This is a genomic window from Planctobacterium marinum (assembly GCF_020687805.1).
Taxonomy (GTDB): domain Bacteria; phylum Pseudomonadota; class Gammaproteobacteria; order Enterobacterales; family Alteromonadaceae; genus Planctobacterium; species Planctobacterium marinum.
On sequence record NZ_JAJEWQ010000002.1, the window covers coordinates 57,874 to 82,389 of the forward strand.

General features: G+C 49.1%; 12 protein-coding genes. 6 read left to right on the plus strand and 6 right to left on the minus strand.

The features are described 5' to 3' along the window. Window positions 1-150: 150 nt before the first annotated feature. The 3 genes from LJ740_RS05605 to LJ740_RS05615 form a co-directional block, all read right to left on the minus strand. Window positions 151-1,605: a hypothetical protein gene (locus LJ740_RS05605; RefSeq protein ID WP_229528095.1), complete on the minus strand. Its 1,455-nt coding sequence runs from the start codon at window positions 1,603-1,605 to the stop codon at window positions 151-153. A 255-nt stretch (window positions 1,606-1,860) separates the two neighbouring features. Further along, complete coding sequence (locus LJ740_RS05610) at window positions 1,861-2,301, minus strand: DUF2059 domain-containing protein (RefSeq protein WP_229528096.1); 441 nt, start codon at window positions 2,299-2,301, stop codon at window positions 1,861-1,863. A gap of 218 nt (window positions 2,302-2,519) precedes the next feature. Beyond that, complete coding sequence (locus LJ740_RS05615; protein ID WP_229528097.1) at window positions 2,520-3,431, minus strand: HPP family protein; 912 nt, start codon at window positions 3,429-3,431, stop codon at window positions 2,520-2,522. Between the two features lie 171 nt (window positions 3,432-3,602). Here LJ740_RS05615 and LJ740_RS05620 point away from each other — a divergent pair, with 171 nt between their 5' ends. Next, window positions 3,603-4,820, plus strand: a complete 1,218-nt coding sequence (locus LJ740_RS05620; RefSeq protein ID WP_229528098.1) for a Vgb family protein — start codon at window positions 3,603-3,605, stop codon at window positions 4,818-4,820. Between the two features lie 49 nt (window positions 4,821-4,869). On the opposite strand, the gene LJ740_RS05625 is transcribed toward LJ740_RS05620, so the two are convergent. Further along, window positions 4,870-8,319: a PAS domain-containing hybrid sensor histidine kinase/response regulator gene (locus tag LJ740_RS05625; RefSeq protein WP_229528099.1), complete on the minus strand. Its 3,450-nt coding sequence runs from the start codon at window positions 8,317-8,319 to the stop codon at window positions 4,870-4,872. 473 nt (window positions 8,320-8,792) lie between these two features. On the opposite strand from LJ740_RS05625, the gene LJ740_RS05630 reads away from it, so the two are divergent. Next, window positions 8,793-9,104: a cupin domain-containing protein gene (locus tag LJ740_RS05630; RefSeq protein WP_229528100.1), complete on the plus strand. Its 312-nt coding sequence runs from the start codon at window positions 8,793-8,795 to the stop codon at window positions 9,102-9,104. A gap of 57 nt (window positions 9,105-9,161) precedes the next feature. On the opposite strand, the gene LJ740_RS05635 is transcribed toward LJ740_RS05630, so the two are convergent. Then, the gene (locus LJ740_RS05635) at window positions 9,162-10,577 is read right to left on the minus strand and encodes an FAD-dependent oxidoreductase (protein WP_229528101.1); all 1,416 of its coding nucleotides are present in this window, start codon (window positions 10,575-10,577) and stop codon (window positions 9,162-9,164) included. A gap of 11 nt (window positions 10,578-10,588) precedes the next feature. Next, complete coding sequence (gene gltB, locus LJ740_RS05640) at window positions 10,589-15,055, minus strand: glutamate synthase large subunit (RefSeq protein WP_229528102.1); 4,467 nt, start codon at window positions 15,053-15,055, stop codon at window positions 10,589-10,591. Window positions 15,056-15,540: 485 nt separating this feature from the next. Between gltB and arcB the strand changes: the two genes are divergently transcribed. From arcB to LJ740_RS05660, 4 genes are all read left to right on the plus strand, one after another. Further along, window positions 15,541-17,940, plus strand: a complete 2,400-nt coding sequence (gene arcB, locus LJ740_RS05645) for an aerobic respiration two-component sensor histidine kinase ArcB (RefSeq protein WP_229528103.1) — start codon at window positions 15,541-15,543, stop codon at window positions 17,938-17,940. 146 nt (window positions 17,941-18,086) lie between these two features. Next, a complete protein-coding gene (locus tag LJ740_RS05650) occupies window positions 18,087-19,859 on the plus strand; it encodes a sensor histidine kinase (protein WP_229528104.1) in 1,773 nt (590 codons plus the stop codon). 5 nt (window positions 19,860-19,864) lie between these two features. Then, window positions 19,865-21,211 (plus strand): sigma-54-dependent transcriptional regulator, encoded by a 1,347-nt coding sequence (locus LJ740_RS05655; protein ID WP_229528882.1) that lies wholly within the window; start codon window positions 19,865-19,867, stop codon window positions 21,209-21,211. 262 nt (window positions 21,212-21,473) lie between these two features. Next, window positions 21,474-24,479 (plus strand): TonB-dependent receptor domain-containing protein, encoded by a 3,006-nt coding sequence (locus tag LJ740_RS05660; protein ID WP_229528105.1) that lies wholly within the window; start codon window positions 21,474-21,476, stop codon window positions 24,477-24,479. Window positions 24,480-24,516: the final 37 nt, after the last annotated feature.

The window sequence follows — 24,516 nt, forward strand, 5'->3', positions numbered from 1 at the left end:
CCTGGCTATCAATTTATTGAAGTTAACTGAAATTATAGATGATTTGGCTGCCGGTTATGGCTGTCAGGATAAAAATACTATTGGTACTTCACCAGAAACAAAAAAAGTTGCCGGCGGCAACTTTTTACTTTCTGAATCTGCTGGAATCGCTTACAGCGTTACCAACGCCACCATGGCTTTGCCTGAGGCGGAACGGCCGTGCAACAGGTATTTACCTTCGCTGATAGTGTTAATACCAAAAATACTCGACATGGTGCTGTCGGCATCAAAGCTCAGCATTTCAAAGTTTGAAGGCTGTTCCTGTCTGTCTACCAGGTAGAATTCACCGGATGTTTCTGTGGTCGCTTCGTCAGCCGGTGCACCGGGCGAAGAAGTGCCATCGGTTTTATTGATAGTGACTGTCACCGAGTCATTGAAGAAGGGGTCACCTTCGCAGTTGTTGTCGCTGTACACAGCAATGGCTAAGGTCAGTTCACCTTCGTCCAATACGGATTTGTCACGCGTGTTATAATCCTGGCCGTTGTTGGCGTCACCAAAGATAACGTATGGGTCGTGCCGTTCCAGTTTGTTGTGGGTAAATGCGCCACCGGTATCGATGAGCGTGCAGCCAACATTTTCAGCTCCTGTTAAAAAGCGATAACCAATAGTGAATTCCGTCGGGATTGCGTCGTAACTGATGATCTGGCCTTCTGATAAACCGCTAGTTTCAATCGTGACATTTTCTCCGTTGCTATAAACGGCTTTTTCACTGCTATCACGGGTAATTTGGCTGGCACTGAGGGAGCGCACCCGGATATTGCTGGTACTGTCAGAACCACTGGTCAGGCGACTGGCATCATCACCGTTACATTTGGTACTGTCGATACTGCAGCTTTCAGCGAGCTCCCAAATCATACCGAACTTATCGGAATCTTTGATTTTAGAGCCATTTTCAAAGGTGACATCTTCTTCCAGTTTGGCGTAACCGGCAACGACTCTGCCATCCTCACTGACCGCCGACGCTCTGTATTGCCACAGGCCGCCATCGCCACTCATGTTCATTGTGGTGCTACCTGCTTTGAAAGCCGGTAATTCACCATTGCCCTGGTCAATATCATACTTTACCGGGAAAAACTCGCCGTCAATCATTTCAAATACATGGATACCCGCCATGTCGGTGCCCCAGGTCCAGCCATTAGCCACCATTAGCTTGCTGTCAATACCATTGTGTTGGTATCTGGCCATGATGTTGCTGTCGTAATAGCTATCAAAGCGCATTTGAAATTGACGCCATGGGCGGTTGTCACTGATGGAATGGATGGGAGTAAAGCGATTGTCAAAAGCGCAGCTTTCTCCGTCGGCTGCAAATTGTGTCAAATCAACTGTCGTGGTGATCGTACCCGAGCGCTCGTATTCCTGACCGTCTTTGGCCACCAGAGTAAAAGTTTCGTTGGCTGACTGTTTGGCAAATAGTTTTGCAACGCCGGTAACCACACCATTGTCTACGTCAATAGCATTCATCACCCCTGAATAATCCAGGGTACAGGTTTTTATAGAGGTGGCAGAAGCTGCACCCGACGAAAGAAGCGCGATGATCGCAACGGATAATTTAAGGTTGTTTTTCATTATTAAACTCTCTGTAACAATTTTGAAAAAGGCGCTGACTGCCTTGTCTTGATAGGGCGAAGTTTAGTGATCTTGAGAGCAAAACGAACTTAAAAATGAAGAACTTAGACTATAGTCTAATACGAGTTAGACTTTAGTCTAATATTCATCAGTGACCACTCAAGTTGTTGCCCGGGCGGGAGTCTCTGGATGATGAAATGGTAAAGGATGCTGGCAGGGGGCAAGTTTGCTTGCCCCTAATTATTGTTTTGCGGGTTATTGTCCGGCCTGTGCGCCAGACTGGACTTTCATCATGGCTTTTTGAGCGGCTTCCTGTCCCCAGGCTTGGCCTGCCATCATAGACTCCTGCATGATCTGAGGTTGCACTTTCACCAGCCTTTGACCTGCGTCGCTGCGGTAAAATTGGTTAATGGCTTCGACATCTTCTTCAGTGAGATGCTTTTGATAAATAGGGATAATGCGCTGCATTAATACCGAGAAGTCCGCCTGAGCCTGAAATTCTGTCCAAAACGCCTCCGGTGCATCGGGCATGGATTGTTTCATTGCTGGCAGCATTTGCGCCATCATCTGTGCTCCCAGATCTGCGGCGCCGGTGGCCACAAGCAGATCTTCAACGCTTTGTTGACTGGCGGGTTCTGCCTGAGTAAAGCCCGCAAAAGACAGTGAGGCGAGTAAAGTTAAAGTCCTGATGTTCATTATTTTCTCCTTTTTGCAAAGCAAATTGTGATTTCATATTGAATCGCAGGTTATAGCATGGATATCAGGTTTTTGTTACCGGAACCGGCAAGACAGGTAATTGGCTGGTGGATTTTAGTTCTCTTAATGAAATATTTGCACTGATGCAGCGATTGGCAAACTGATATAAACTCAGTTTGCCAGGGAGAGGTAACAACTGAACTAGCGCTACCGAAATTTTAAACGGGGTTATTTTTGGGACGCATTTTCTCTTTTGCCCAGGCTGCAAATTCCACTAACGAACACGTGCCGGACTGCCCCTTGCCTTCACCGTCAACGATGCGATAGATGATCTGATGGCGGGTTGGCTCCGGGTGTTCATGTTGATCGATGACCTGGCGCACCGACCATTTCCTGCCTGGCTGACTATTGGTATAAAATGCGCCGGCCTCGAGATTAAAGCCTTTCAATAGTTCCTCGTGAAAAATGGCATCAGCCAAATCAATAATGTGTTTGATTTGTTCATCGCTGGCATCAATCACTAATTCTGAGCGGTTTATTGCTTCGTGAATATGCTGCTTTTTGATTTGACGGGTGTCAGGGTGATAACCCACACTTTGATAACGCATCAGGCTTTGTGGGTATCTGCGCCAACTGAAGATGTTGTTGAACAGCAGCGCTACCAAAAACAGTACACTGCAGTTAAGTAGTGTGGGGGTAATAACGTACCAGTATCCTAATTCGGTAATACTGGTGCCGCCGATAACAGCGGCTAATGCTGTGGCCCCGCCAGGCGGATGTAAACTGCGGGTCAGGTGCATGACTAAAATGGACAGCGCCACTGCGATGGCGGCAGCCAATCCAACCGCAGGGATAAAAAGTGCGCAGGTTACTCCGATAATGGCGGATAACAGGTTGCCGGCAAACAATGCCCAGGGGGTGGACAGCTGTCCGTGTGGTACGGCAAACAGCAAAACCGTAGATGCGCCCATGGAGGGCAGTATTGCAGCGGTACCGGCAGTACCGGTAAAAAACTGAGTAAGGTAAAAACAGCAAAATATGGCCAGTACGCCCCCCAGTGTTGCCACCAGTTTTTCAGACGAAACCACATTACTTTGGAGCCCCAGGAAGCGGACAATAGCGTGCAGCATGATATAAAACTATTATTGAGTGTAATTTTTTGCGATGGCGTAATGTCTACTATTACGCATTGAGTTACAAGAATTGAAGGTTTTTTAATATGCGGTTTAATTATTACTGATTGGTATTATGCCTTCAGGCAAAAAATACCGGGCCACGAAACAAAAACTGAGGTGATTATGGTGATTGCGAACTATTTTGCTGGCAAGTCCCGTCAACTGTTGATGGGGTTGGGTCTGATGCTGACGGCCTTACCGGCGCTGAGCGAACCACCGGCGCAACTGCAACTATGTACCGCCTGTCACGGCCTTTCCAATCTGGAGTACAGTGCCGGGTACAATCAGGCACACTGGAAAACGCTGATGAGTTACATGGTCGACTTGAACGAGTCTCAGGCCGATGAATTAAGCGCCTATCTTGCTAAACAATATCCTGAAAACCAACGTCGGGCCTCTGTACAGGTGCCCGGTGAGAGGCAGCTGAGTTATCGTTATTGGCAGGTTCCGACACTCGGACAGCGTGCCCGCGATCCGGTGCAGGGTAAAGACGGTGTGATATGGTGGGTAGGGCAGTGGGGAAATATACTCGGGCGACTGGATCCCAAAACCGGTGCGATGAAAGAGTATGTGCTTCCCCCCGGTACATTTCCCCACAGTGTGACACTGGATAAAAATCTCACTCCCTGGTTTTTAGGCAACAAAAACGGCACTGTCGGCTATTTAGAACCTGAATCTGGCACTTTTAAGGTGTTCAGGATGCCAGATGCCAATGCCCGGGACCCTCACACCGGCGAGTTTGATCAGCAGGGGATTTTCTGGTTTACCTTGCAGCACAGCAATATGATTGGGCGATTAGATCCGGCTACCGGTGATATTAAACTGGCCACACTGCCAACCCCGGGCTCGCGCCCCTACGGCATTAAGATCGATTCATCAGGCACCCCCTGGGTATCCTGCAACGGCAGCAACTGCCTGATCAAAGTTGACACCGAATCCATGCACCTGGAGGAAATCAAATTGCCCGGAGACAAGAGCCATTCGCGACGCCTGGCCATTACGCCTGACGATATGGTGTTTTATGTGAATTCAGGTATGGGTAAACTGGGCAGATATCATCCTAAAACCGGCACAATAACAGAGTGGGACAACCCCAGTGGAGAGGACAGCCACCCCTATGCGATTGAATACGCCGATGGTGCCATTTGGTTTAATGAATCCAGCAAAAGGCCGGAAACGCTGGTGCGCTTTGATTTAGCGACAGAAACCATGCAAAGCTGGCAAATCCCCAGCAAAGAAGGCGTTTACAGCGGACTTATAAGACATATGCGGATGGGCAGTCAGGGATTGATTATTCATCAGACAGCCACCAATCAGTTAGCTGAAATTACCTGGTCGCAATAGCTTATTTGGCGATTAAGACAACTGGATGGGGCTGATGTTTGCTATCCGATCAGCCCAATCCTTTTTTTAACAGGCGTTTCAATGTGGCTGGCTTTACCGGTTTTGCGATAAAGCCGAAGCCCTGTTCCATGGCCATTTCCCGAATGGTTTCGGCATGATCGGCACTGTTAATAATTACCGGGATTGCTTGACCCAAACTGGCGCGAATGTGTTGCACCGCGTCTATGCCATTTTCACCATTGTCCAGGTGGTAATCCGCCACAATAATATCGGGGGCGAAATGTGCACAGGCTTTCAGCGCCTCCTGGAGATTGCTGGCACTGTGTACCAGGCATCCCCAGGTTTCCAGCCGCAGGGTCATAGCTTCCAGCAAAGCCGGTTCGTTATCAATGACCAGCACATTCACACCCTGCATATCGGTTTTACACACCGCTTTGTTTTGCAGGGTTTCACCCGGATTAATGTCTCCTTTGATACAGGGCAGCGTAATTCTGAATTCACTGCCCTGTTTCCAGGTGGAGTCAAAGCTTAGCTCATGACCCAGGATACGGCATATGCGGGAAGCAATAGCCAGGCCTAACCCAAGCCCCTGGCCTGTGTGTTGACGGCTGGCTTGTTCGAAATCTTTAAAGATACGCGCTTTATCTTCATCCTTGATGCCCTCTCCTGAGTCTTTGACGATGATCATCAACTGTTTTTCAATGCGGCATTCAATATTGACGAATCCGGATTCTGTATAGCGGATCGCATTGGTCAGCAAGTTCTGCAATACCCGCTTTAACAATCTGGCATCGGTACGGGTGAGTTGATGCAAAATGGCGGCCTGAAAAACCAGCCCTTTTTGTTCACACATGAGTCGGTACTCGTCCAACAGGGGCGTGATCAGTTGATAAACATCGACATCTTCCACTTGTGGTGAGATCACTCCGGCATCCAGCTTGGTAAGTTCCAGTACAGAATTAACAAGTTGTTCGGCGTTTTCTAAAGCGTTCTGGATATTACTGCTCAGTTCAGCCAGTTCTGGTGTTTGCAGCTTTTCTTTTAGTATGGAATTAAACAGGGTTGCGGCATTAAAAGGTTGCAGTAAATCGTGACTGATTGCCGCGAAATAACGGGTTTTGTCCTCATTCGCCTGAACAGCCAGTTGTCTTGCATCTTCCAGTCGCTGATTCATCGCCTCCAGATCCTGGGTACGTTGCTGAACCCGGTTTTCCAGATGTACATTGAGTTCTTCCAGGGCCTTCTGGTTTTCCACAAATTCCGTGATATCGGTATAGGTGGTAACAAACCCACCACCGGGAAGTGGGTTGCCTTTCATTTCTAATACTTTATTACTGGGATGCACACGGCGAAAACTGTAAGGTTTTCCGGAGCGCAGGTAGGCGACACGTTTGGCCACTTCTTCGTCGATCTGACCTTTCTCAATATCACCAAATAAGCCGCGTTGCGCGTTAAGTTGAATTACCTCTTCCACCGGGCGGCCCACGTAAATTTCGCCGTCCGGGTAGTTGAACATATCGATATAAGCGCGATTCCAGGCCACGATACGCAGCTCTTTGTCCACTACGGAGATGCCCTGGTCGATGTTCTGTATGGTGGACTGCAGCAGGGCGCGATTAAACTTGTACACTTCACTGGCTTCGTCCACCAGTTCGACCACTTCACTGAGCGCTACATTGTTGCTGCCGCTGGCCGATTCCAGCACCAACCGGGCGGAAGCACCGCCAATAATGGCAGACAGCTCCTGTTCTAATTTATCTGACAGTACTTTGGGGGCCGTGCTATTCCAGTCGGGTTCAGTCTCGCCATAATGGCTATGAAAAAACTCCTGTACCCGGTCGGTTTCCAAAAATCGGGATAACAAGCTTTGGATGCTGGCCAGGCTCAGGTTGTCGTAGCCGCGTTTTTGATTGTCGTTGCGCACCTGGTTGTTGATAAACAATGAGGCCTGCAACTGTTCGGCCACCAGAGGGCGTTGACGCCAGCACAGCCAGAAAAAAGTAAGCAGGTTACCGCCTAAACTGATCACCAGACCATGGCTGATAAAATCCAGTTGCAAACCAAACATGGCGGTTGGCAGCAACAAACTGAACCCCATAAAACCCTGCTGCAATATTTCACTGTCCGGAGCGCTGGAAAACAACAGCGTCGGCAGTAACAGGGTGTAGCTCCAAAGTGCGGTGCCCACCAAAATACTGTACAGGGCGGCCTTTTCATTGGCATTGCGCCAGAACAGTCCCAACAACAGTGCCGGAGCACATTGTGCCACGAGTGTCATGGCCATCAGACCGGTATTGGCCAGCAAACCATAGTCCCGGGTGATTTGGTAATACAACCAGGCCGAAAGTAATACGATGATAATGGTGAGACGGCGAAACAGGATCAGCTTTTTCGGGCTTAGTCGCTCGGCTACCTGCAATTGCCGCGTGCGGCTTACTAACCAGGGGGTAATCAGATCGTTAGACACCATGATACTGAGTACAATGGCGCTGACGATCACCATGCTGGTGGCAGCAGCAAATCCGCCTAAAAAGGAAACTAAGGTCATAAACTGACTGTCGGCCGCCATAGGCAATAACAACATAATGTTGTCAGGCGCCAGTTGGCTATCCTGAAACCAGAGTAAACCGGCCGATGCGATGGGCAGGGCAAACACATTTAATGCCAGCATATACAGCGGAAACAACCAGCGAGAGGGCAGCATTTCTTTTTCGCTGGTTTGTTCGATAAAACAGACATGAAACTGGCGGGGCAGGCAGAACATCATCAGTACCCCGATAAAGGTCTGGCTGACATAGGTGTACCAGCTGGCCGATTCGTCGCTGTGATAACTCAGGTGCTGACTCTGAGCCGTCAAATCTGCAATGCCATCAAACATAAACCAGACCACAAAGATGCCAACGGCCAAAAAGGTCAGCAATTTTATAATGGACTCAAACGCGATGGCCAACATCAGGCCGGGGTTGTGTTCAGAAGTACGAACCCTACGGGTACCAAACAAAATGGCAAAGGCCGCCAACAACAAAGTAAAGAATAAGGCGCTGTTGCCACCGGCGCCACTGTTGCCGGTAACAATATTGACACTGTTGGCAACGGCGCGAATTTGCAGACTGATATACGGCACGATGGCAATCACGCACACCAGACTAATCAGCGCTGAGATGCGCATCGAGCGACCATAACGGGTAGCGATAAAATCCGCCATGGAGGTCAGGTTGTTGTCGCGGCAAATTCGCGCGACTTTCAGCACCAGCGGCCAGGCCAGGATATAGACTAAAATCGCCCCGGTGTAGGTGGGCGTGATCCACCAACCAGTTTCGGCCGTCTGGCCAGGTACACCATAAAAAGACCAGGAGGTGCAGTACACCCCCAGGCCCAGACTGTAAATAGCCGGCTTTATCTTCTGCCAGCGGCTGGCTCGGTCACCCCAAAAAGCAATGCCGAATAACACCAGCAAATACAACAGCGAGGCAATCAGTAACAGTGTAGGTGTCAGCATGGGACTTTCAGCATAGAGTTGTTATTCTTGGCGCGTTAACAGCCCACTTTAACGAATCTCAGCCTGAATGAGAATGGGTAATTAGATCCATTGATAGGGGCTATCGGCACTGACGGGCACTAAGGCCATGGTCAAATGATGCAATGGTGATAGTGATATCACCCTTATCAGGATGCGGGCAGCGAGGACTTTTGACGGTCATTGAACATCATTAGTGATTAACGTTTGCATGATAAAACGCCAAATCAGCAACGATGGCGGGATGATAGTGAGTCATACAATAGGTGTGAAGGGAGTATTTAACCACTGCACCTGTGGGCAATAAAATTGAACAAAGTGTATGGTAGTGATGCTCAAACATTGGCATCTTTCCGGCCTTGAGTGTTTTTGTATTTAAGGCGTATTGGTTTTAGGGGAGTGCACCTTATTGAGGTATTATCCGCTCTGATTTATCGCAAGCGTAGGGAATTAAAGTGGAAGTTATCAGAAGTAAAGCGTTCACCGCAAATAGTGCCTGGGGAGCGAAGGATATTGCCAATATGAACGGCATTACCACCCGGTTGCATTGGACAGATCAACCCTATAAATGGCACGTCAATGACGGTGAAGAAGTGTTTGCTGTTATGGATGGTGTTGTGGAAATGTTGTACAAAGAAAACAACGAAATTAAATCTACAATCCTGCATTCAGGCGACATATTTTTTGCCTCTGTAGGTACGGAACACGTTGCTCACCCTAAGGGGCAGGCCAGGATTCTGGTGGTTGAGCGAGCGGGTAGCGTGTAGTACATACACAAAAAAGGCCAGCATTGCTGACCTTTTAAATGTGTGATTGCGAGACGCTTAGATATTCAGGTAATCCAGAATACCGTCTGCGGCTTTGCGGCCTTCATCAATGGCAGTAACCACTAAATCTGAGCCACGCACCATATCGCCGCCAGCAAAGATTTTTGGGTTGCTGGTTTGATAGGCGTATTTGCCTTGCGATGGGGCGCGTACCCGGCCTTTTTCATCCAGAATAATACCGTAGTCGGCAAACCAACTGGCGGGGCTGGGTTGGAAACCGAAAGCGACGATAACGGCATCAGCTTCCAGAATATGCTCTGAACCTTCTACCGGTTCCGGGCGACGACGACCTGCGGCATCAGGCGCACCTAACTGGGTGTTCACCAGTTTTACGCCCACTGCTTTGCCGGTTTCGTCGACAGCGATATCCAGCGGCTGCAAATTAAAGCGAAAATCAACACCCTCTTCACGGGCATTGGTAACCTCGCGGCGTGAACCCGGCATGTTGGCTTCGTCACGACGATAGGCACAAATCACGCTCTCAGCGCCCTGGCGCACCGACGTTCGCACGCAGTCCATCGCGGTATCACCACCGCCCAGTACGACGACTTTTTTACCTTGCATACTGATGTAATCAGCCGGATCTTTTTCCAGCTTCATCAGGCGATTAGTATTGGCAATCAGGAAGGGCAGCGCATCGTATACACCCGGCGCCGCTTCATTGTCGAAACCGCCTTTCATATACTTGTATGTGCCCATACCCAGAAATACCGCATCGTACTTATCGATCAGGTCCTGGAATTGCACGTCTTTACCCACTTCGGTATTGAGTACAAACTCCACACCCATTTCGGTAAAGATTTCGCGGCGCAATTGCACCACTTCTTTTTCCAGTTTGAAGGACGGGATACCGAAGGTCAGCAGACCGCCAATTTCCGGGTATTTATCGAATACCACGGGTTTAACACCGTTGCGCACCAGGATGTCGGCACAGGCAAGGCCCGCAGGACCGGCACCAACGATAGCGACCTTTTTACCGGTTTGCACCACGTCCGACATATCCGGACGCCAGCCCATTTTAAAGGCGGTGTCGGTAATGTATTTTTCGATACTGCCAATGGTGACCGCACCAAAGTCATCGTTCAGGGTACAGGCCCCTTCACACAAACGGTCTTGCGGACACACACGGCCACAGACTTCCGGTAAGCTGTTTGTCTTATGGGAAAGCTCTGCGGCTTCCAGAATACGCCCTTCGTTGGCCAGCTTTAACCATTGCGGGATAAAGTTGTGTACCGGGCACTTCCATTCACAATAAGGGTTACCGCAGTCCAGACAACGGTCGGCCTGTCCCTCTGTTTGGGAAGCCGACAATGGATGGTAAATCTCGCCAAAGTCAGCGCGGCGCACGTGCACCGGCTTTTTCGGCGGATCGATACGTTCTACATCAACAAATTGATAAACATTCTTAGCCATAAATTACTCCGTTACTGCGCCTGCACTCTGAGCTCATTCGTAGAGCGACTGATATGGCCAAGCAGGTTCTTCACATCACTGGTTTTGGGTTTGATCAGTTTGAACTGATCTAAATAATCCGCGAAATTAGTCAGGATCTTCAGTGCGTGTTCGCTACCGGTTTCTTCATAGTGTTGATCCACCAGGCCGCGAAGATGCTCTGACAGAATGATTTTGTCACCGATGTCCAGAATTTCCACCAGTTCCTGGTTTACCCGGTTTTGCAGATCGCCTTGCTCGTCAAGAATATAAGCAAAGCCACCGGTCATACCGGCACCAAAGTTCACGCCAATCTTGCCTAAAATAGCAACAATACCGCCGGTCATGTATTCGCAGGCATTGTCACCTGTACCTTCTACCACCGCGATTGCCCCGGAGTTACGCACCCCAAAACGCTCACCGGCACGTCCGGCGGCGAACAATTTACCGCCGGTGGCGCCGTACAAACAGGTGTTACCAATGATGGCGCTGTTGTGGGTGTCGTATTCCACGCCTGCGGGTGGGTAGATCACCAGCTTGCCGCCGGTCATGCCTTTGCCTACATAATCGTTGGCATCACCTTCCAGGCGCATTTCCAGGCCACCGGCATTCCAGACGCCAAAGCTTTGCCCGGCTGTACCCTTAAAGCTGATGTTTACCGGGTAATCTGCCATGCCCTGGTTGCCATAATGGCGGGCAATAAAGCCAGACAACGACGCACCTACAGAGCGGTCGGTATTGCGTATGTTGAAATTCAACTGAATACCCGACTTGTTTTGCACCGCAGATTCGGCGCGAGCCAGAATCGCCAGGTTCATATCACCGTTATCCAGAGGCTTGTTGGTCACTTCTGAACAGAACAGGCGCGTATGCGAACCGGCTTCCGCTTTGGCCAGCATGGGTTTTAAATCCAGTTTGCGCTGTTTGGCGTTGATGCCGTCCAGTACCTGCAGATATTCTGTGCGACCAATCAGGTCGTCCAGCTTCTGAACCCCTAAACTGGCCAGAATCTCTCTGACTTCCTGAGCGATAAACTTAAAGTAGTTCATCACCATTTCCGGCAGACCGATAAAGTATTCGCTGCGCAGTTTTTCGTCCTGAGTGGCAACACCTGTGGCGCAGTTGTTCAAATGACAAATACGCAGGTACTTACAACCCAGCGCTACCATAGGTCCGGTACCAAAGCCGAAGCTTTCTGCGCCCAGAATCGCGGCTTTAACCACGTCCAGACCGGTTTTTAATCCACCGTCGGTTTGTACCCGTACCTTGTGGCGTAAACCATTTTCTACCAGAGCCTGCTGGGTTTCAGCCAGGCCAAGCTCCCAGGGGCAGCCGGCATATTTTACTGAAGTCAGCGGGCTGGCACCGGTGCCACCGTCGTAACCAGAAACAGTGATCAGGTCAGCATAGGCTTTGGCAACACCGGTTGCGATGGTGCCTACACCTGGCTCTGATACCAGTTTTACCGAGATCAGCGCTTTTGGATTGACCTGTTTTAAGTCAAAGATCAGCTGTGCTAAATCTTCAATCGAATAGATGTCATGATGGGGCGGTGGTGATATCAGTGTTACACCTGGCACTGAGAAACGCAGTTGCGCTATATATTTGTTCACCTTATCGCCGGGCAGCTGGCCACCTTCACCGGGTTTTGCGCCCTGGGCCACCTTGATCTGAATAACATCGGCGTTCACCAGGTAATGTGGGGTTACCCCAAAGCGGCCTGATGCCACCTGTTTAATTTTCGAGTTGCGGGAATTGCCAAAACGCTTGGGATCTTCACCCCCTTCTCCGGAGTTGGATTGTCCACCCAGAGTGTTCATGGCAATCGCCAGCGCTTCGTGGGCTTCCGGGCTCAATGCGCCGATAGACATGGCCGCACTGTCAAAGCGTGGATAAAGACTTTCAGCCGGCTCCACCTGATCAATAGAGATAGGCTCTTTGCCGGTATTCAGTTTTAATAAATCGCGGAAATGCGCTGGTGAACGTTGATTCACCAGATCTGCAAACACCTGGTAATCGGCATAATCACCGGATTTAACCGCTTTTTGCAGACTGGTTACCACGTCAGGATTATAGGCGTGGTATTCACCGCCATGCACGTATTTCAGTAATCCACCATGACTCAACTGCTTGCGTTTTAGCCAGGCAACACGGCCCAGGTTCATCAGATCCTGCTCGAAATCACTGAAGCCTGCACCCTGAATGCGCGATGGCACACCACGGAAACAGATTTCCATGACCTCATCAGCGACACCCACTAATTCAAACAGTTTGGAACTGCGGTAACTGGCGACCGTAGAGATCCCCATTTTCGACATGATCTTAAACAGCCCTTTGTTGATCCCCTTGCGGAAGTTCATAAAGGCCTGCATGTGGCTTAATTCAATCTCGCCTTTTTCCACCATCTGCTCGATGGTTTCATAAGCAAGGTAAGGATAAACGGCAGTAGCTCCAAGTCCTAACAACACCGCAAAATGATGAGGGTCACGGGCTGAGCCGGTCTCCACCACAATATTTGCGTCACAGCGCAAAGACTTGTCCACCAGGCGGCGCTGAACTGCACCAACGGCCATCGCAGCGGGAATGGGTAAGCGATCTTTTTTGATATTGCGATCAGACAGTACCACAAATACCGCTTTTTTGGTTTTCACCAGGTATTCGGTTTCATCACAGATACGTTCAATGGCGCGTTTTAAACCTTCTTCAGGCTTGTAGTTCAAATCCACTACTTCTGAATAGTAGTGTTCCGGATCGTACTCTCTCAACTGCACTAAATCGGTATAAGTCAGAATAGGCGAAGAAAACAATACTCTGTCGGCATAGCCGGAGGTTTCACTGAAGACGTCCTTTTCACGACCAATACAGGTGGCCAGAGACATCACGTGATTTTCCCGCAGCGGATCGATAGGTGGGTTGGTGACCTGCGCGAATTGCTGACGGAAATAGTCATACATAATGCGTGGTTTTGAGGACATCACCGCCATCGGCGTATCATCACCCATGGACCCGACAGCTTCCTGACCATCACTGGCCAGCACTTTAACCACCTGTTGTAACTCCTCATATGAGTAGTTAAACAGTTTGTGATAGACGTTCAGTTCATCATCGTTGTAGGTGCGCTGACCAATCAGCGTTTCTTCGTACTCTTCGATGGGTTTTAAACGACGGATATGGCTATCAATCCACTCTTTGTATGGGTGACGGCCTTTCAAATCTTCATCAATTTCGGTACTGCGCCAGATTTTCCCGGTGCGGGTATCTACCGCCAGCATTTCACCGGGGCCAACCCGGCCTTTTTCGACCACATCAGCGGGTTGATAGTCCCAAATACCCACTTCTGAGGCCAGGGTAATAAAGCCGTCTTTGGTGATTACATAACGGGCCGGACGCAAACCGTTGCGATCCAGGTTACAGGCCACATGACGACCGTTAGTTAGTACGATACCAGCCGGGCCATCCCAGGGTTCCATGTGCATGGAGTTAAACTCATAGAAAGCACGTAAGTCCTCATGCATGGTTTTATCGTTCTGATAAGCGGGTGGCACCAGCAAGCGCATGGCGCGGAATAAATCCATACCACCGGCCAAAAACAGTTCCAGCATGTTATCCAGCGAAGACGAATCGGAACCTTCCATATTTACAAAAGGTGCCGCTTCTTTTAAATCCGGGATCAAAGGCGTGCGGAATTTATAGGTTCTGGCCTGTGCCCAGTCGCGGTTACCGCGAATGGTATTAATTTCACCATTGTGGGCCAAAAAGCGGAAAGGCTGTGCTAACGGCCACTTTGGCAGGGTATTGGTGGAGAAGCGCTGATGGAAGACACAAATGGCTGATGCCATGTCTTTGTCAGCCAAATCCAGATAAAAACGTGGTAAATCTTTCGGCATTACCAGGCCTTTGTAGATCGACACCAGATTTGACAATGATGCGATATAGAAATCTTGATCTTTAGCAAGACGTTTTTCAGCGCGGCGACGGGCCATAAATAACCGGCGCTCAAGATCCACAGCTCGCCAGCCTTGTGGCGCATTCACAAACACCTGTTTAATCGTTGGCAAACAGGAAACCGCCAAGTCTCCCAGTACTGAAGGATCAGTAGGGACTTCGCGCCAACCTAATACCGCCAGTGTTTCGTTTTCAAGCTCTTCATCCAGGATGGCCATGGCCGCCTGGGCTTTTTTGTCATCCTGGCTAAGGAAAATCATTCCGACCGCATAGTTCTTTGCTAAAGTCCAACCATGCTCTTTGGCGACTTTTTGAAAAAATGCGTCAGGTTTTTGTAATAAAAGTCCACAACCGTCACCGGTTTTGCCATCTGCAGCGATACCGCCACGGTGCTGCATGCGGTCCAGGCCATGAATTGCGGTGTGCACCAAACGGTGACTTGGCTCGCCATTCACATGGGCGATCAGGCCAAAGCCGCAATTATCCCGACTGTCATTGGGATTGTATAGTTTCATTAACTCAACTCCTTCAACCTAAGACTGGGCAGGGTATATGTTCTCTCACCCAACGTTATCGTTGGTGTTCTTTCAATTTTGCGACTTCCATGTTCTTATTTTGTGTCGTCAGGGGTATACCAGTCTGGCTCGAATCTTTATGCAATTTGTTTTCAAGCGGGCTGATCAAAATAACTGTATTACAGAAATAAATCAATTGCTGTAATAAAATTACAAACGGGAAAGTGGGATAAAAATATTGTTTTCATGCTGCAAAATTACACTATTGTGACAAAGTTTTCATTTGGGGGTTTACCAATAGGATAAAACTTCTATTTTTGGAAACCTTATTAAAATCACCCGCTAATAGAACAGTAAGTTTACAGCTAGAACAGTTTAGAATATTTATGTTTATTATATGAATAAACAATAGTGATGCTGTTCCACTCGTGGCAGACCAGGCAATTACTTGCTAGGATGCGGCTAAAAATTTAAGTGAGTTGAGTATGTCGTCAAAACCAGAACAGCAACCCAATCCGGTTGAGCAAGTTCAATCCCAGCAACTGGATTCCTGGGCGGAAAGGGCTGCCCGTTGGATTTCTCAATACGGCGCAACCAAAAGCACCCTGGTGCTGTTTCTGTTTAGTCTGGTGGTGACTTCCATAGGTTCATTTATTATTCGCTTTGTTATCGGCGCGCATATTGAGCTGGAGGATTTGATCACGGCGATCGTGCTGACCTGCACCGTGGCGCCAATGGTATTTTTAGTGTTTAGTGCCCTGGTTAAACAGTTGGAAGTATCCCGGCAAAAAATGCAATCTGCGGTTGCCGAAATGGAGCGGATGCGGGAGGCAGACATCCGTCTGCATCAGGAGCTACAAAATAATATTCATCAACTCAATAAAGAAATAGAAACCCGTCAGCAGGCGCAACTGGACCGCGAGCGGGTGTTTGCTGAGCTGGAAAACCAGATGCACAACCGCACGGAAAAAGAAGAACAGGCCCTGCGCTATTCTATCTTGCTGCGCTCTATTATTGATGCCTCGCCGGACTTGATTTACTACCGCAACGAAGAAGGCAAATTTGCCGGTTGCAACCGGGTTGCCGAACAGATGACGGGTAAAACCGAAGAAGAGTTGATGGGGCTGACACCGCATCAGGTTTACGATGAAGAGCTTGCCCGTCAGGTGGTGATGAGTGACAACGAAGTACTGGAAAGTAATGCCAGTATTACCGAAGAACTATGGCTGCGCTTTGCTGACGGTCGCCGTCGCTATTATGAAATGCGCAAGGTGCCGTTTTTTGATCCCAAAGGCAACCGTTTAGGCTTGCTGGCCTTTGGTCGTGATATTACAGAGCGCAAGCAAGCTGCCGACGCGGTGAAAAAAGCCAGTAAAGATAAAACAGCATTTATTGCCACCATTAGCCATGAATTACGTACGCCGCTAAACGGTATTGTTGGTCTGAGCCGCATGCTGCGGGATACTCAGCTCAACAAGGAACAATTTAACTGGGTCAGCACCATTTATGCCAGTGCCATCACCCTGGGCAACATCTTCAACGATATTATTGACCTGGATAAAATCGAACGGGACAGACTGGAACTGCAGCTTAAAACCGTTAATCTGAAAGAGTTTTCTCTGGAGCTGGGCAGTATCATCGAATTACTGGCGGCCGATAAAGGCCTGAGCTTTAAATCCCATCTGATCGAACCCATTCCACCCTTTCTGGAAGTAGACGGTACCCGCCTGCGCCAGATTTTATGGAACCTGCTGTTTAATGCTGTGAAGTTTACCCCGCAGGGCCATGTCAGTCTGACCATTGAAGCATCGATGCCGGAGGACGGCATTTCACTGGTGAAGTTTAAGATCACCGATACCGGGGTGGGGATACCGCAGGAAGAACTGGAAAAGATCTTCGCCATGTATTACCAGGTAGACCATCCCAACCATAAAAGCGCTACCGGCACCGGCATTGGTCTGGCGATTTGTCAGCAGATGGTGTCTATGATGAAAGGCCATATCTCAGTAAACAGCGTACTGGGTGAAGGTACCTGTTTTACCGTTGAGTTGCCGCTGGCGGTAAGTTCTCAGGGCATACGCACGCAACAGTTGATGACGCGCTCGCTGGATATCCTGTTGGTAGAAGACATTCAACTTAACGTTATGGTGGCCAAGGCGCTGTTGGAAAAATTAGGGCAAAAAGTGTCGGTGGCCATGACCGGCGAAGACGCGTTGGAGCAGGTGCGCAATCATCATTATGATCTCATATTGCTGGATATTCAGTTGCCCGACATGAACGGTTTCGAAGTGGCTTCCATTTTGTGTAAAGAAGGGTTGATCAAAAATACCCGGGTGGTGGCACTGACCGCAAACGTGATTAAAACCCGTCAGGAATATCTGGATAACGGCATGGATGACGTTATCGCTAAACCTATTAAAAAGAGCCGGGTGATTGAGGTGTTTAACCAGTTGTTTGCTGAAAGTGAGCCACAACAGGCCAGCGCTGCACTGCCGGAACCCGGTGTTACCCCTGATAAGCACTTACATGCGGCACTGGATATGGAACTACTGGAAATGCTGCTGGATACCATAGGTATCGACATGATGCAAAACAGCCTGACGGTGTTTGAGCAAATGATGCCAAATTATCTGGAACTGCTGCAACTGAGTTTAAGTGCCAAGGAAAAATCCGAAGTGTGCAGCCATGCCCACAAAATTAAGGGCGCGGCCGGATCTGTAGGCCTGTCAGCTGTGCAAAAGATTGCCAATAAAATCCAGCAGGGAGATCATCCTGCCTGGTGGCAAAATGTCTATGATTGGGTCGAAGAGTTGCAACAAGCCTATGGGCACGATTTGCAAAAACTGAAAGACTGGATGGCCGCTCAGGACAATGACATTGACTAAGCCGTGGCGCGTTTAAGCAAGGGACGGGCAAGCACCTTCTCTTGCTCAGTCGCTTCGAATCACAATTAAAGCGCCTCTGTTGTTTGTAATCTATTTGTTAAACGTTTATAACAATGCGCTCTGTTGCATGGGCTGAGTGCTGAGTTATGTTCCGAAGCATCACATTTATTATCTGGTTGTGCTATTTGATCCTGGTGGGGCTCCTGTCTTACTCGATTGCTGTGACTTCCGAAAAAAATCGCGCCGACCAGCAGATTTCAGATGTTGCCAGTCGCCTTGGAATAGAGCTGGATAAATTCCGCACTTTACCCCGGGTACTGGTGTTGCACCCTGTCATTGTCGAAGCCCTGCATGCTCCCACTGCCGCGACACTGAATAAAGCCAACCAACTGCTGCAAACTTATAACACCCATCTGGCCAGTGATGCAGTGTACCTTTTGTCGGCAAGCGGCATGACCGTTGCATCGAGTAATTGGCACGAGCCGGATAGTTTTGTGGGCAATGATTACGGATTTCGACCCTACTTTCAGCAGGCCATTGAAGGGACGGACGGCAACTATTTTGCTTTGGGTACTGTGTCGGGTAAACGCGGCTATTACTTTTCGTTTCCGGTGCGCGATGCCGGGCTTATCATTGGTGTTATGGTGGTCAAAGTGGCGCTGAGCGTGATTGAAGACAATGACATTAACAGTGGCTTCGAACTCTTACTCACCGACAATCACGGTGTCATTTTCTACAGCTCTAACCCGCAGTGGAATTATTCTTCATTGGTGTCATTGGCACCGGATGTAGAAGCTGAATTGATCCGTCAAAAGCAATATGGCGCAGGCCCCCTGGCCGTATTAACCGACCACAATGACTTACCGTCACTACTACAGCAGTCCGAAGTGACGCTGCCCAATCAGGTTGCCGACACCAGCTATCTGGTGGCTTATAAAGTGATGAATCAGGTGGGTTGGCACTTGCTGGCATTAACGCCCCGAAGTCAGGTGTTTGTGTTGGTTATGTGGACCCTGCTGGCGGCCAGTGCCTTGTTTATTTTAATTGCTTTGCTGAGCCTGTATTGGCGGCGGCATCTGATCGCCCAGCGTCAGTTAGCTCAGGTTAATGAACAACTTGAACAACGGGTAGAGAAGCGCACAGCCGAATTGCGCCAGACTAATATTGCGCTGGTGGATACAATCGATAAACAGGCCCTGACCGAACAACGCTTAAAAGAAACCCAAAATGAGCTAATTCAGGCCGGTAAACTGGCACTGCTGGGGGAATTGTCTGCCAGTATTAATCACGAGTTAAACCAGCCCTTAACGGCGTTACTGACATACAGTGAAACGCTGCTGCTGATGCTTAAAAAAGGTCGTACCGATGGCATTGAACAAACCATCGAAGAAATTATTAAGCTGACCCGCATGATGGCGAAGATAGTCGCACAATACAAACTGTTTGCGCGCAAATCGGCAGGCAGGGTGGGGCCGGTTGATTTGCAGGAAACCGTGCGTGCTTCGCTGGCGATACTGGAGAGTAAAATTCAAAAAATGCAGGCTGAAATTCAGATTCAGCAAAGCGATTCTGGCTTACAGGTGATGGCTGAATCGGTGCCGTTGGAGCAGGTTCTGGTTAACCTGATCAACAATGGCTTGCAGGCTCAGGAAAGTTGCCAGGCGGTAAAACTCAGTATCACCGTTGAAGCTATGCCACAACAGGTACGTATTAGTGTCCGGGATTATGGTCCGGGTCTTGAACCGGGTAATCCCAATCGGGTGTTTGAACCTTTTTACACAACTAAAGGACGAGGGTTGGGGTTGGGATTAACTATTTCTCAGCGCATTATTGAGTCTTTTAACGGTACCATAACCGCGCAGCAGCACCCCGAGGGCGGTGCGATGTTTTCTCTAATTTTGCCCAGGAGCATGGCGTGAGCGCAATGACCTTACCTATTTATATAATTGACGATGAACCTACCATTTTGCGTTCGCTGCAACAGTTGTTGCAGCTGGAGGGATACAAGGTTGATGTGTTTACTGACGCCCGCGAAGCCATGCGCAAACTGGAACCGGACTTTAACGGCGTATTGATTTCCGATATCAATATGCCAGGAATGGATGGCGTTGCGTTCTTGCGCGAAGCGCTAAAGCTGGATCCGGAGCTTTCCATTGTGATGCTTACCGGGCATGGTGATATTTCTACAGCGGTAGAATCGATGCGCCTGGGAGCCTATGATTTTATCGAAAAGCCATTTTCCAATGAGCACATTCTGGACGTTATCAAACGCGCGGGTGAAAAACGTGCATTGGTACTGGAAAACCGAGAACTGAAAAACGAACTGGATGCGCAAGCCGGTGCTGGTCCGCGAATTTTAGGGCATACCACTAAAATCAAAGCCCTGCGGCGCATACTTCTGCAGATACGGGATATCCCGGCAGATGTCCTGATCAAAGGCGAAACCGGAGCCGGAAAGGATCTGGTTGCGCGCTTTTTGCACTACAACAGCAAACGACAAAATGAGAACTTTGTGGCAATCAATTGTGGTGCCATTCCTGAATCCATGATTGAAAGTGAATTGTTTGGGTTTGAGGCTGGTGCCTTTACCAGCGCCCAGAAAAAGCGGGTGGGAAAAATCGAACACGCCAATGGCGGTACGTTTTTTCTGGATGAAATCGAAAGTATGCCCATGGCACTGCAGATAAAGCTGTTGCGGGTACTGGAAGACAGACGGATTGAACCGCTGGGCTCCAATCGTCAGGTTGAGCTGGATATTCGGGTAATCGCCGCCGCTAAAGTGGATTTACTGGAGTTGGTGGAAAAAGGCGAGTTTCGCGAAGATCTGTACTATCGACTCAATGTGATCAACGTGGAGATACCGCCGTTAAGGGAGCGCAAAGAAGACATATCGCTGTTGTTTCAACATTTTGCCGCTATTGCCAGTACCCGTTTTCACACGGACGCCCCGCGCCTGACCAACGAGCAACTGCTTCGCCTGCAGCAACACAACTGGCCGGGAAACATCCGGGAATTGCGTAATGCCGCAGAACGCTTTGTTCTGATGGGAGGACAAACGGCGTTTGATGATGGGACGCCAGGCGTTGAAAATGACAAGCTGACACTGGTTGAAAAAGTCGCCCATTATGAAAGACAGCTACTTCAGGAATCATTGCGGGCCAATGAAGGGCGACTGACCGATGTACAACAGCACCTGGGATTACCCCGTAAAACCCTCTATGACAAAATGCGCAAACACGGCCTGGACAAAGGGGATTATAAGTTACCCTGATTCCTATTTGTTAATGGAAGGTAATGGGTGGATGTTCACCCATTTACAAAAATGTAACGTGTGGGAGTTCACCCAAAAAGCCAGGTGAAATAAAGTTCTCTATATTTAACTAATTGAAAAACAACAATAAAAAGCTATTTTTTTGGATTGGCAAAGTCTTTGCAATTGTTGCTTTGATGTTAATGCGTGATGATTCGCCCTAAGCGCCACGCTGCATTGTCTGAAGACCCATAGGACACACTTTTAACGTTAAGGTAAAACAATGATTAATAAAATTACCCAGGTTATTCGCTACGACCGCTTGCTGACCTCCACTTGCATGTTAGCGGTAGCATCATCTCTGAGTATGGCTGTAGCCGCACAAACCGCTGAAGAACAAGACAAAGATATTGAAAAGATTGCCGTGGTGGGCTCGCAAATAAAAGGTGCGGAAATAAGTGAAGCATTAGCCGTATCGCAACTGAGCGCTGAAGATATCGCCACCATGGGAGTTGATTCCGGTGATGAATTGTTGCAGCTGATCCCGGAAAATGGCCAAAACTTTTTTAATGAGGCCGGCAATATCAGCGGTGGTGTCAATGCCGCGCGCGGTGATGTGGGGGCGTTTAACCTGAGAAATATCGGGACAGGTAATACATTGGTATTGCTCAATGGTCGTCGCATGGTGAATTCCGCGGCTTATCAAACCGAAGTGGTTGGTGGCAGCTTTGTACCGGTGAATACTGTGAACTCTCAAACTATCCCGGTGTTTGGTGCTAAACGGGTAGAAGTTTTGCGCGATGGAGCGTCAGCTATCTATGGTGCCGATGCCGTCGCAGGTGTCGTGAATACGGTTACCCCTACCGATTTTGTCGGGTTTGATGTACGGGTAAAATGGCAGGAGTATGAGAACCTGCCTCGCAATGATCAAACGCTGTCCATGCATTGGGGTAAAGACATCAATGATGGCAAAACCAATATCGGGGTGATTTTCAACTATTATCAGCGAGATCGCGTTAATTCACAGGACGATCCCCGCTGGTCCAATGCTGACCTGACGGATCGATTATCTCCGGATTCACCCTGGTATGGTCACTCTGAGTTTGATTCTACCAGTGCCAACTCATTGTATGGTCAGTTTGATATTATGGATCGGGTGGCAGCTTCTAATCCGCTGCGCACTGAAGGCTTGGTCGATGGCAGCGGCGAATTTGAAACTTTCCCCTCCGGTGATGCCCGATGTGTTTGGGAGCTGGGCAATGGCCTTTGCGCAGCACCAGACGGGCAGGGCACAGAGCGTTACAACATGAATCTGGATCGCGACCTGACCTCTGAGCTGGAGCGCACCAATGTTTTCATCAATATTAATCACACTTTCGAAAACGGTTGGGAAGCCTTTACCGAAATCATGGGTTATAAGTCCGATACTAATCTGAGACGTCACCCGACAGCTTCGTTTTCCTCCTCTAAATTAATTGTGGCGGCTGATAATTACTACAATCCCTTTGGTCCGTGTGGTTCACCCAACAGGTTGGACAATCCGGCAGTCATGGAGGGAGTACCCTGCGAGGGGCTGGCACTGGAAATTGATAACTACCGCTTTGCTGAATTGCCGCGTATTGTTGATAACTCGGGTGAAACCTATCGTTTTCTGCAAGGACTACGGGGTTATCTGGGGAACTGGGATTGGGAAACCGCGGTTTCCTATTCGAAAGGTACTAAAGATGATGTCACCCACAACCGTGTTTCCAATACGCTGATGCAGGAAGCGCTGAACGATACCACTGCAGCCGCTTATAATCCTTTTGCTGTCGGCGTTGATTCCAATATCGAACGGGCATTGATAGATGTGTATCGCAAAAGTGAATCAGAGTTAACCACGTTTGATTTCAAAGTTTCCAATGCTGATCTGTTCGAATTACCCGCCGGCGCTGTAGGTTTCGTTGCTGGTGTCGAATGGCGCGAAGAGTCATTTAAAGATGATCGCGATCCACGCCTGGATGGCACTATTCAGTTTATCGATGATGATGGTGATACCTATCCGTTTGTGTCTGATGTCGTGAATTCCAGTCCTACGCCGGATAATAAAGGCAGTCGCAATGTCAGTTCGTTGTTTGCTGAATTCCAGATCCCAATTTTGGACAATCTGGATTTGCAACTGGCTGCGCGTTACGAGAACTTTTCCGATGTTGGCGATACCACAGTAGGCAAAGTGGCCTTTGGTTACCGACCCTTTGAACCTGTGTTGTTGCGTGGCTCCTGGTCTGAAGCTTTCCGGGCCCCGAATCTGGTTACTATCAATGAAGAAATCGTCGCGCGCACCCAAACCCGCACTGACTATGCTTGTTTGTATGCGGCTGAAAATGGCGGGGACCCTGACCAGGACGCATTAGATTGCAATTATTCGCTGCAACGCATAGCCCAGGGCAGCGAAGATCTGCAACCTGAAAAATCGGACAACACCTCTGTGGGTATTGTTGTTGAGCCGCTGGAAGGGTTAGCGATCACTCTGGATTACTGGAGCATCAAGAAAAAAGACACCATTGGTCTGCTTGGCGAGGAAAACCATTCTTTGCTGGACCTTCTGTACCGTCTGGAACAGGGCACGGCAAATTGTGAAGGTGCGACATTTAATTCAGCCGTAAATCGCGGTGATATCGATCCGGATGAAGCGGCATTTTATAACGCCGCAGGTATCTGTGCTGCGGGTCAGATCAACTACATAGACGACCGGTACGCCAATTTAGATACCCGTACCGTGTCAGGGCATGATTTAGGTGTGTACTACACCTTGCGCTCTGATTTTGGTCGATTCAAGCTGGATTACAATGCCTCCTTCCTGGATAAATTTGAGCAGGAAGCGGGGGGCGTCGCACAACAACTGGTGCAGGCGCAGGCCGATGGCATACTGCCGGCGCATTTCCCGGTGATGGGCTTTGATGATCTGGTGCGCCGCAATGGCAACCAAAAAGAAAAACACAGCCTGCGCATGACCTGGCGTAAAGATGCCTATGGTGCATCGCTCTCTGCCTACCGAATTGGTAGTTTTTATCAGGCAGAGCTGACACTGGAAGACGGCACCCGCTACAACATACCGGCCATGACGACTTTTGATGCCACCGTGGACTACACCGCGCAAATTCATGAAGTTGACACACGCTTCCGGTTGGGGGTGAAAAACCTGACGGATGAACGCGCTCCTTTGGCGGCATCCAGCTTTGGTTACTTTGAAGATGCCCATCAGGATTATGGACGTTATTTCTATCTGGACGTACGCGCCAGCTTCTGATCCTTACAGCATAAAACCGGCGTCACTCAGACGCCGG

Coding starts and splice junctions, on each gene's coding strand:
- LJ740_RS05605 (WP_229528095.1), bottom strand. CDS start 1,605: ATGAAAAACAACCTTAAATTATCCGTTGCGATCATCGCGCTTCTTTCG.
- LJ740_RS05610 (WP_229528096.1), bottom strand. CDS start 2,301: ATGAACATCAGGACTTTAACTTTACTCGCCTCACTGTCTTTTGCGGGC.
- LJ740_RS05615 (WP_229528097.1), bottom strand. CDS start 3,431: ATGCTGCACGCTATTGTCCGCTTCCTGGGGCTCCAAAGTAATGTGGTT.
- LJ740_RS05625 (WP_229528099.1), bottom strand. CDS start 8,319: ATGCTGACACCTACACTGTTACTGATTGCCTCGCTGTTGTATTTGCTG.
- LJ740_RS05635 (WP_229528101.1), bottom strand. CDS start 10,577: ATGGCTAAGAATGTTTATCAATTTGTTGATGTAGAACGTATCGATCCG.
- gltB (WP_229528102.1), bottom strand. CDS start 15,055: ATGAAACTATACAATCCCAATGACAGTCGGGATAATTGCGGCTTTGGC.
- arcB (WP_229528103.1), top strand. CDS start 15,541: ATGTCGTCAAAACCAGAACAGCAACCCAATCCGGTTGAGCAAGTTCAA.
- LJ740_RS05650 (WP_229528104.1), top strand. CDS start 18,087: ATGTTCCGAAGCATCACATTTATTATCTGGTTGTGCTATTTGATCCTG.
- LJ740_RS05655 (WP_229528882.1), top strand. CDS start 19,865: ATGACCTTACCTATTTATATAATTGACGATGAACCTACCATTTTGCGT.
- LJ740_RS05660 (WP_229528105.1), top strand. CDS start 21,474: ATGATTAATAAAATTACCCAGGTTATTCGCTACGACCGCTTGCTGACC.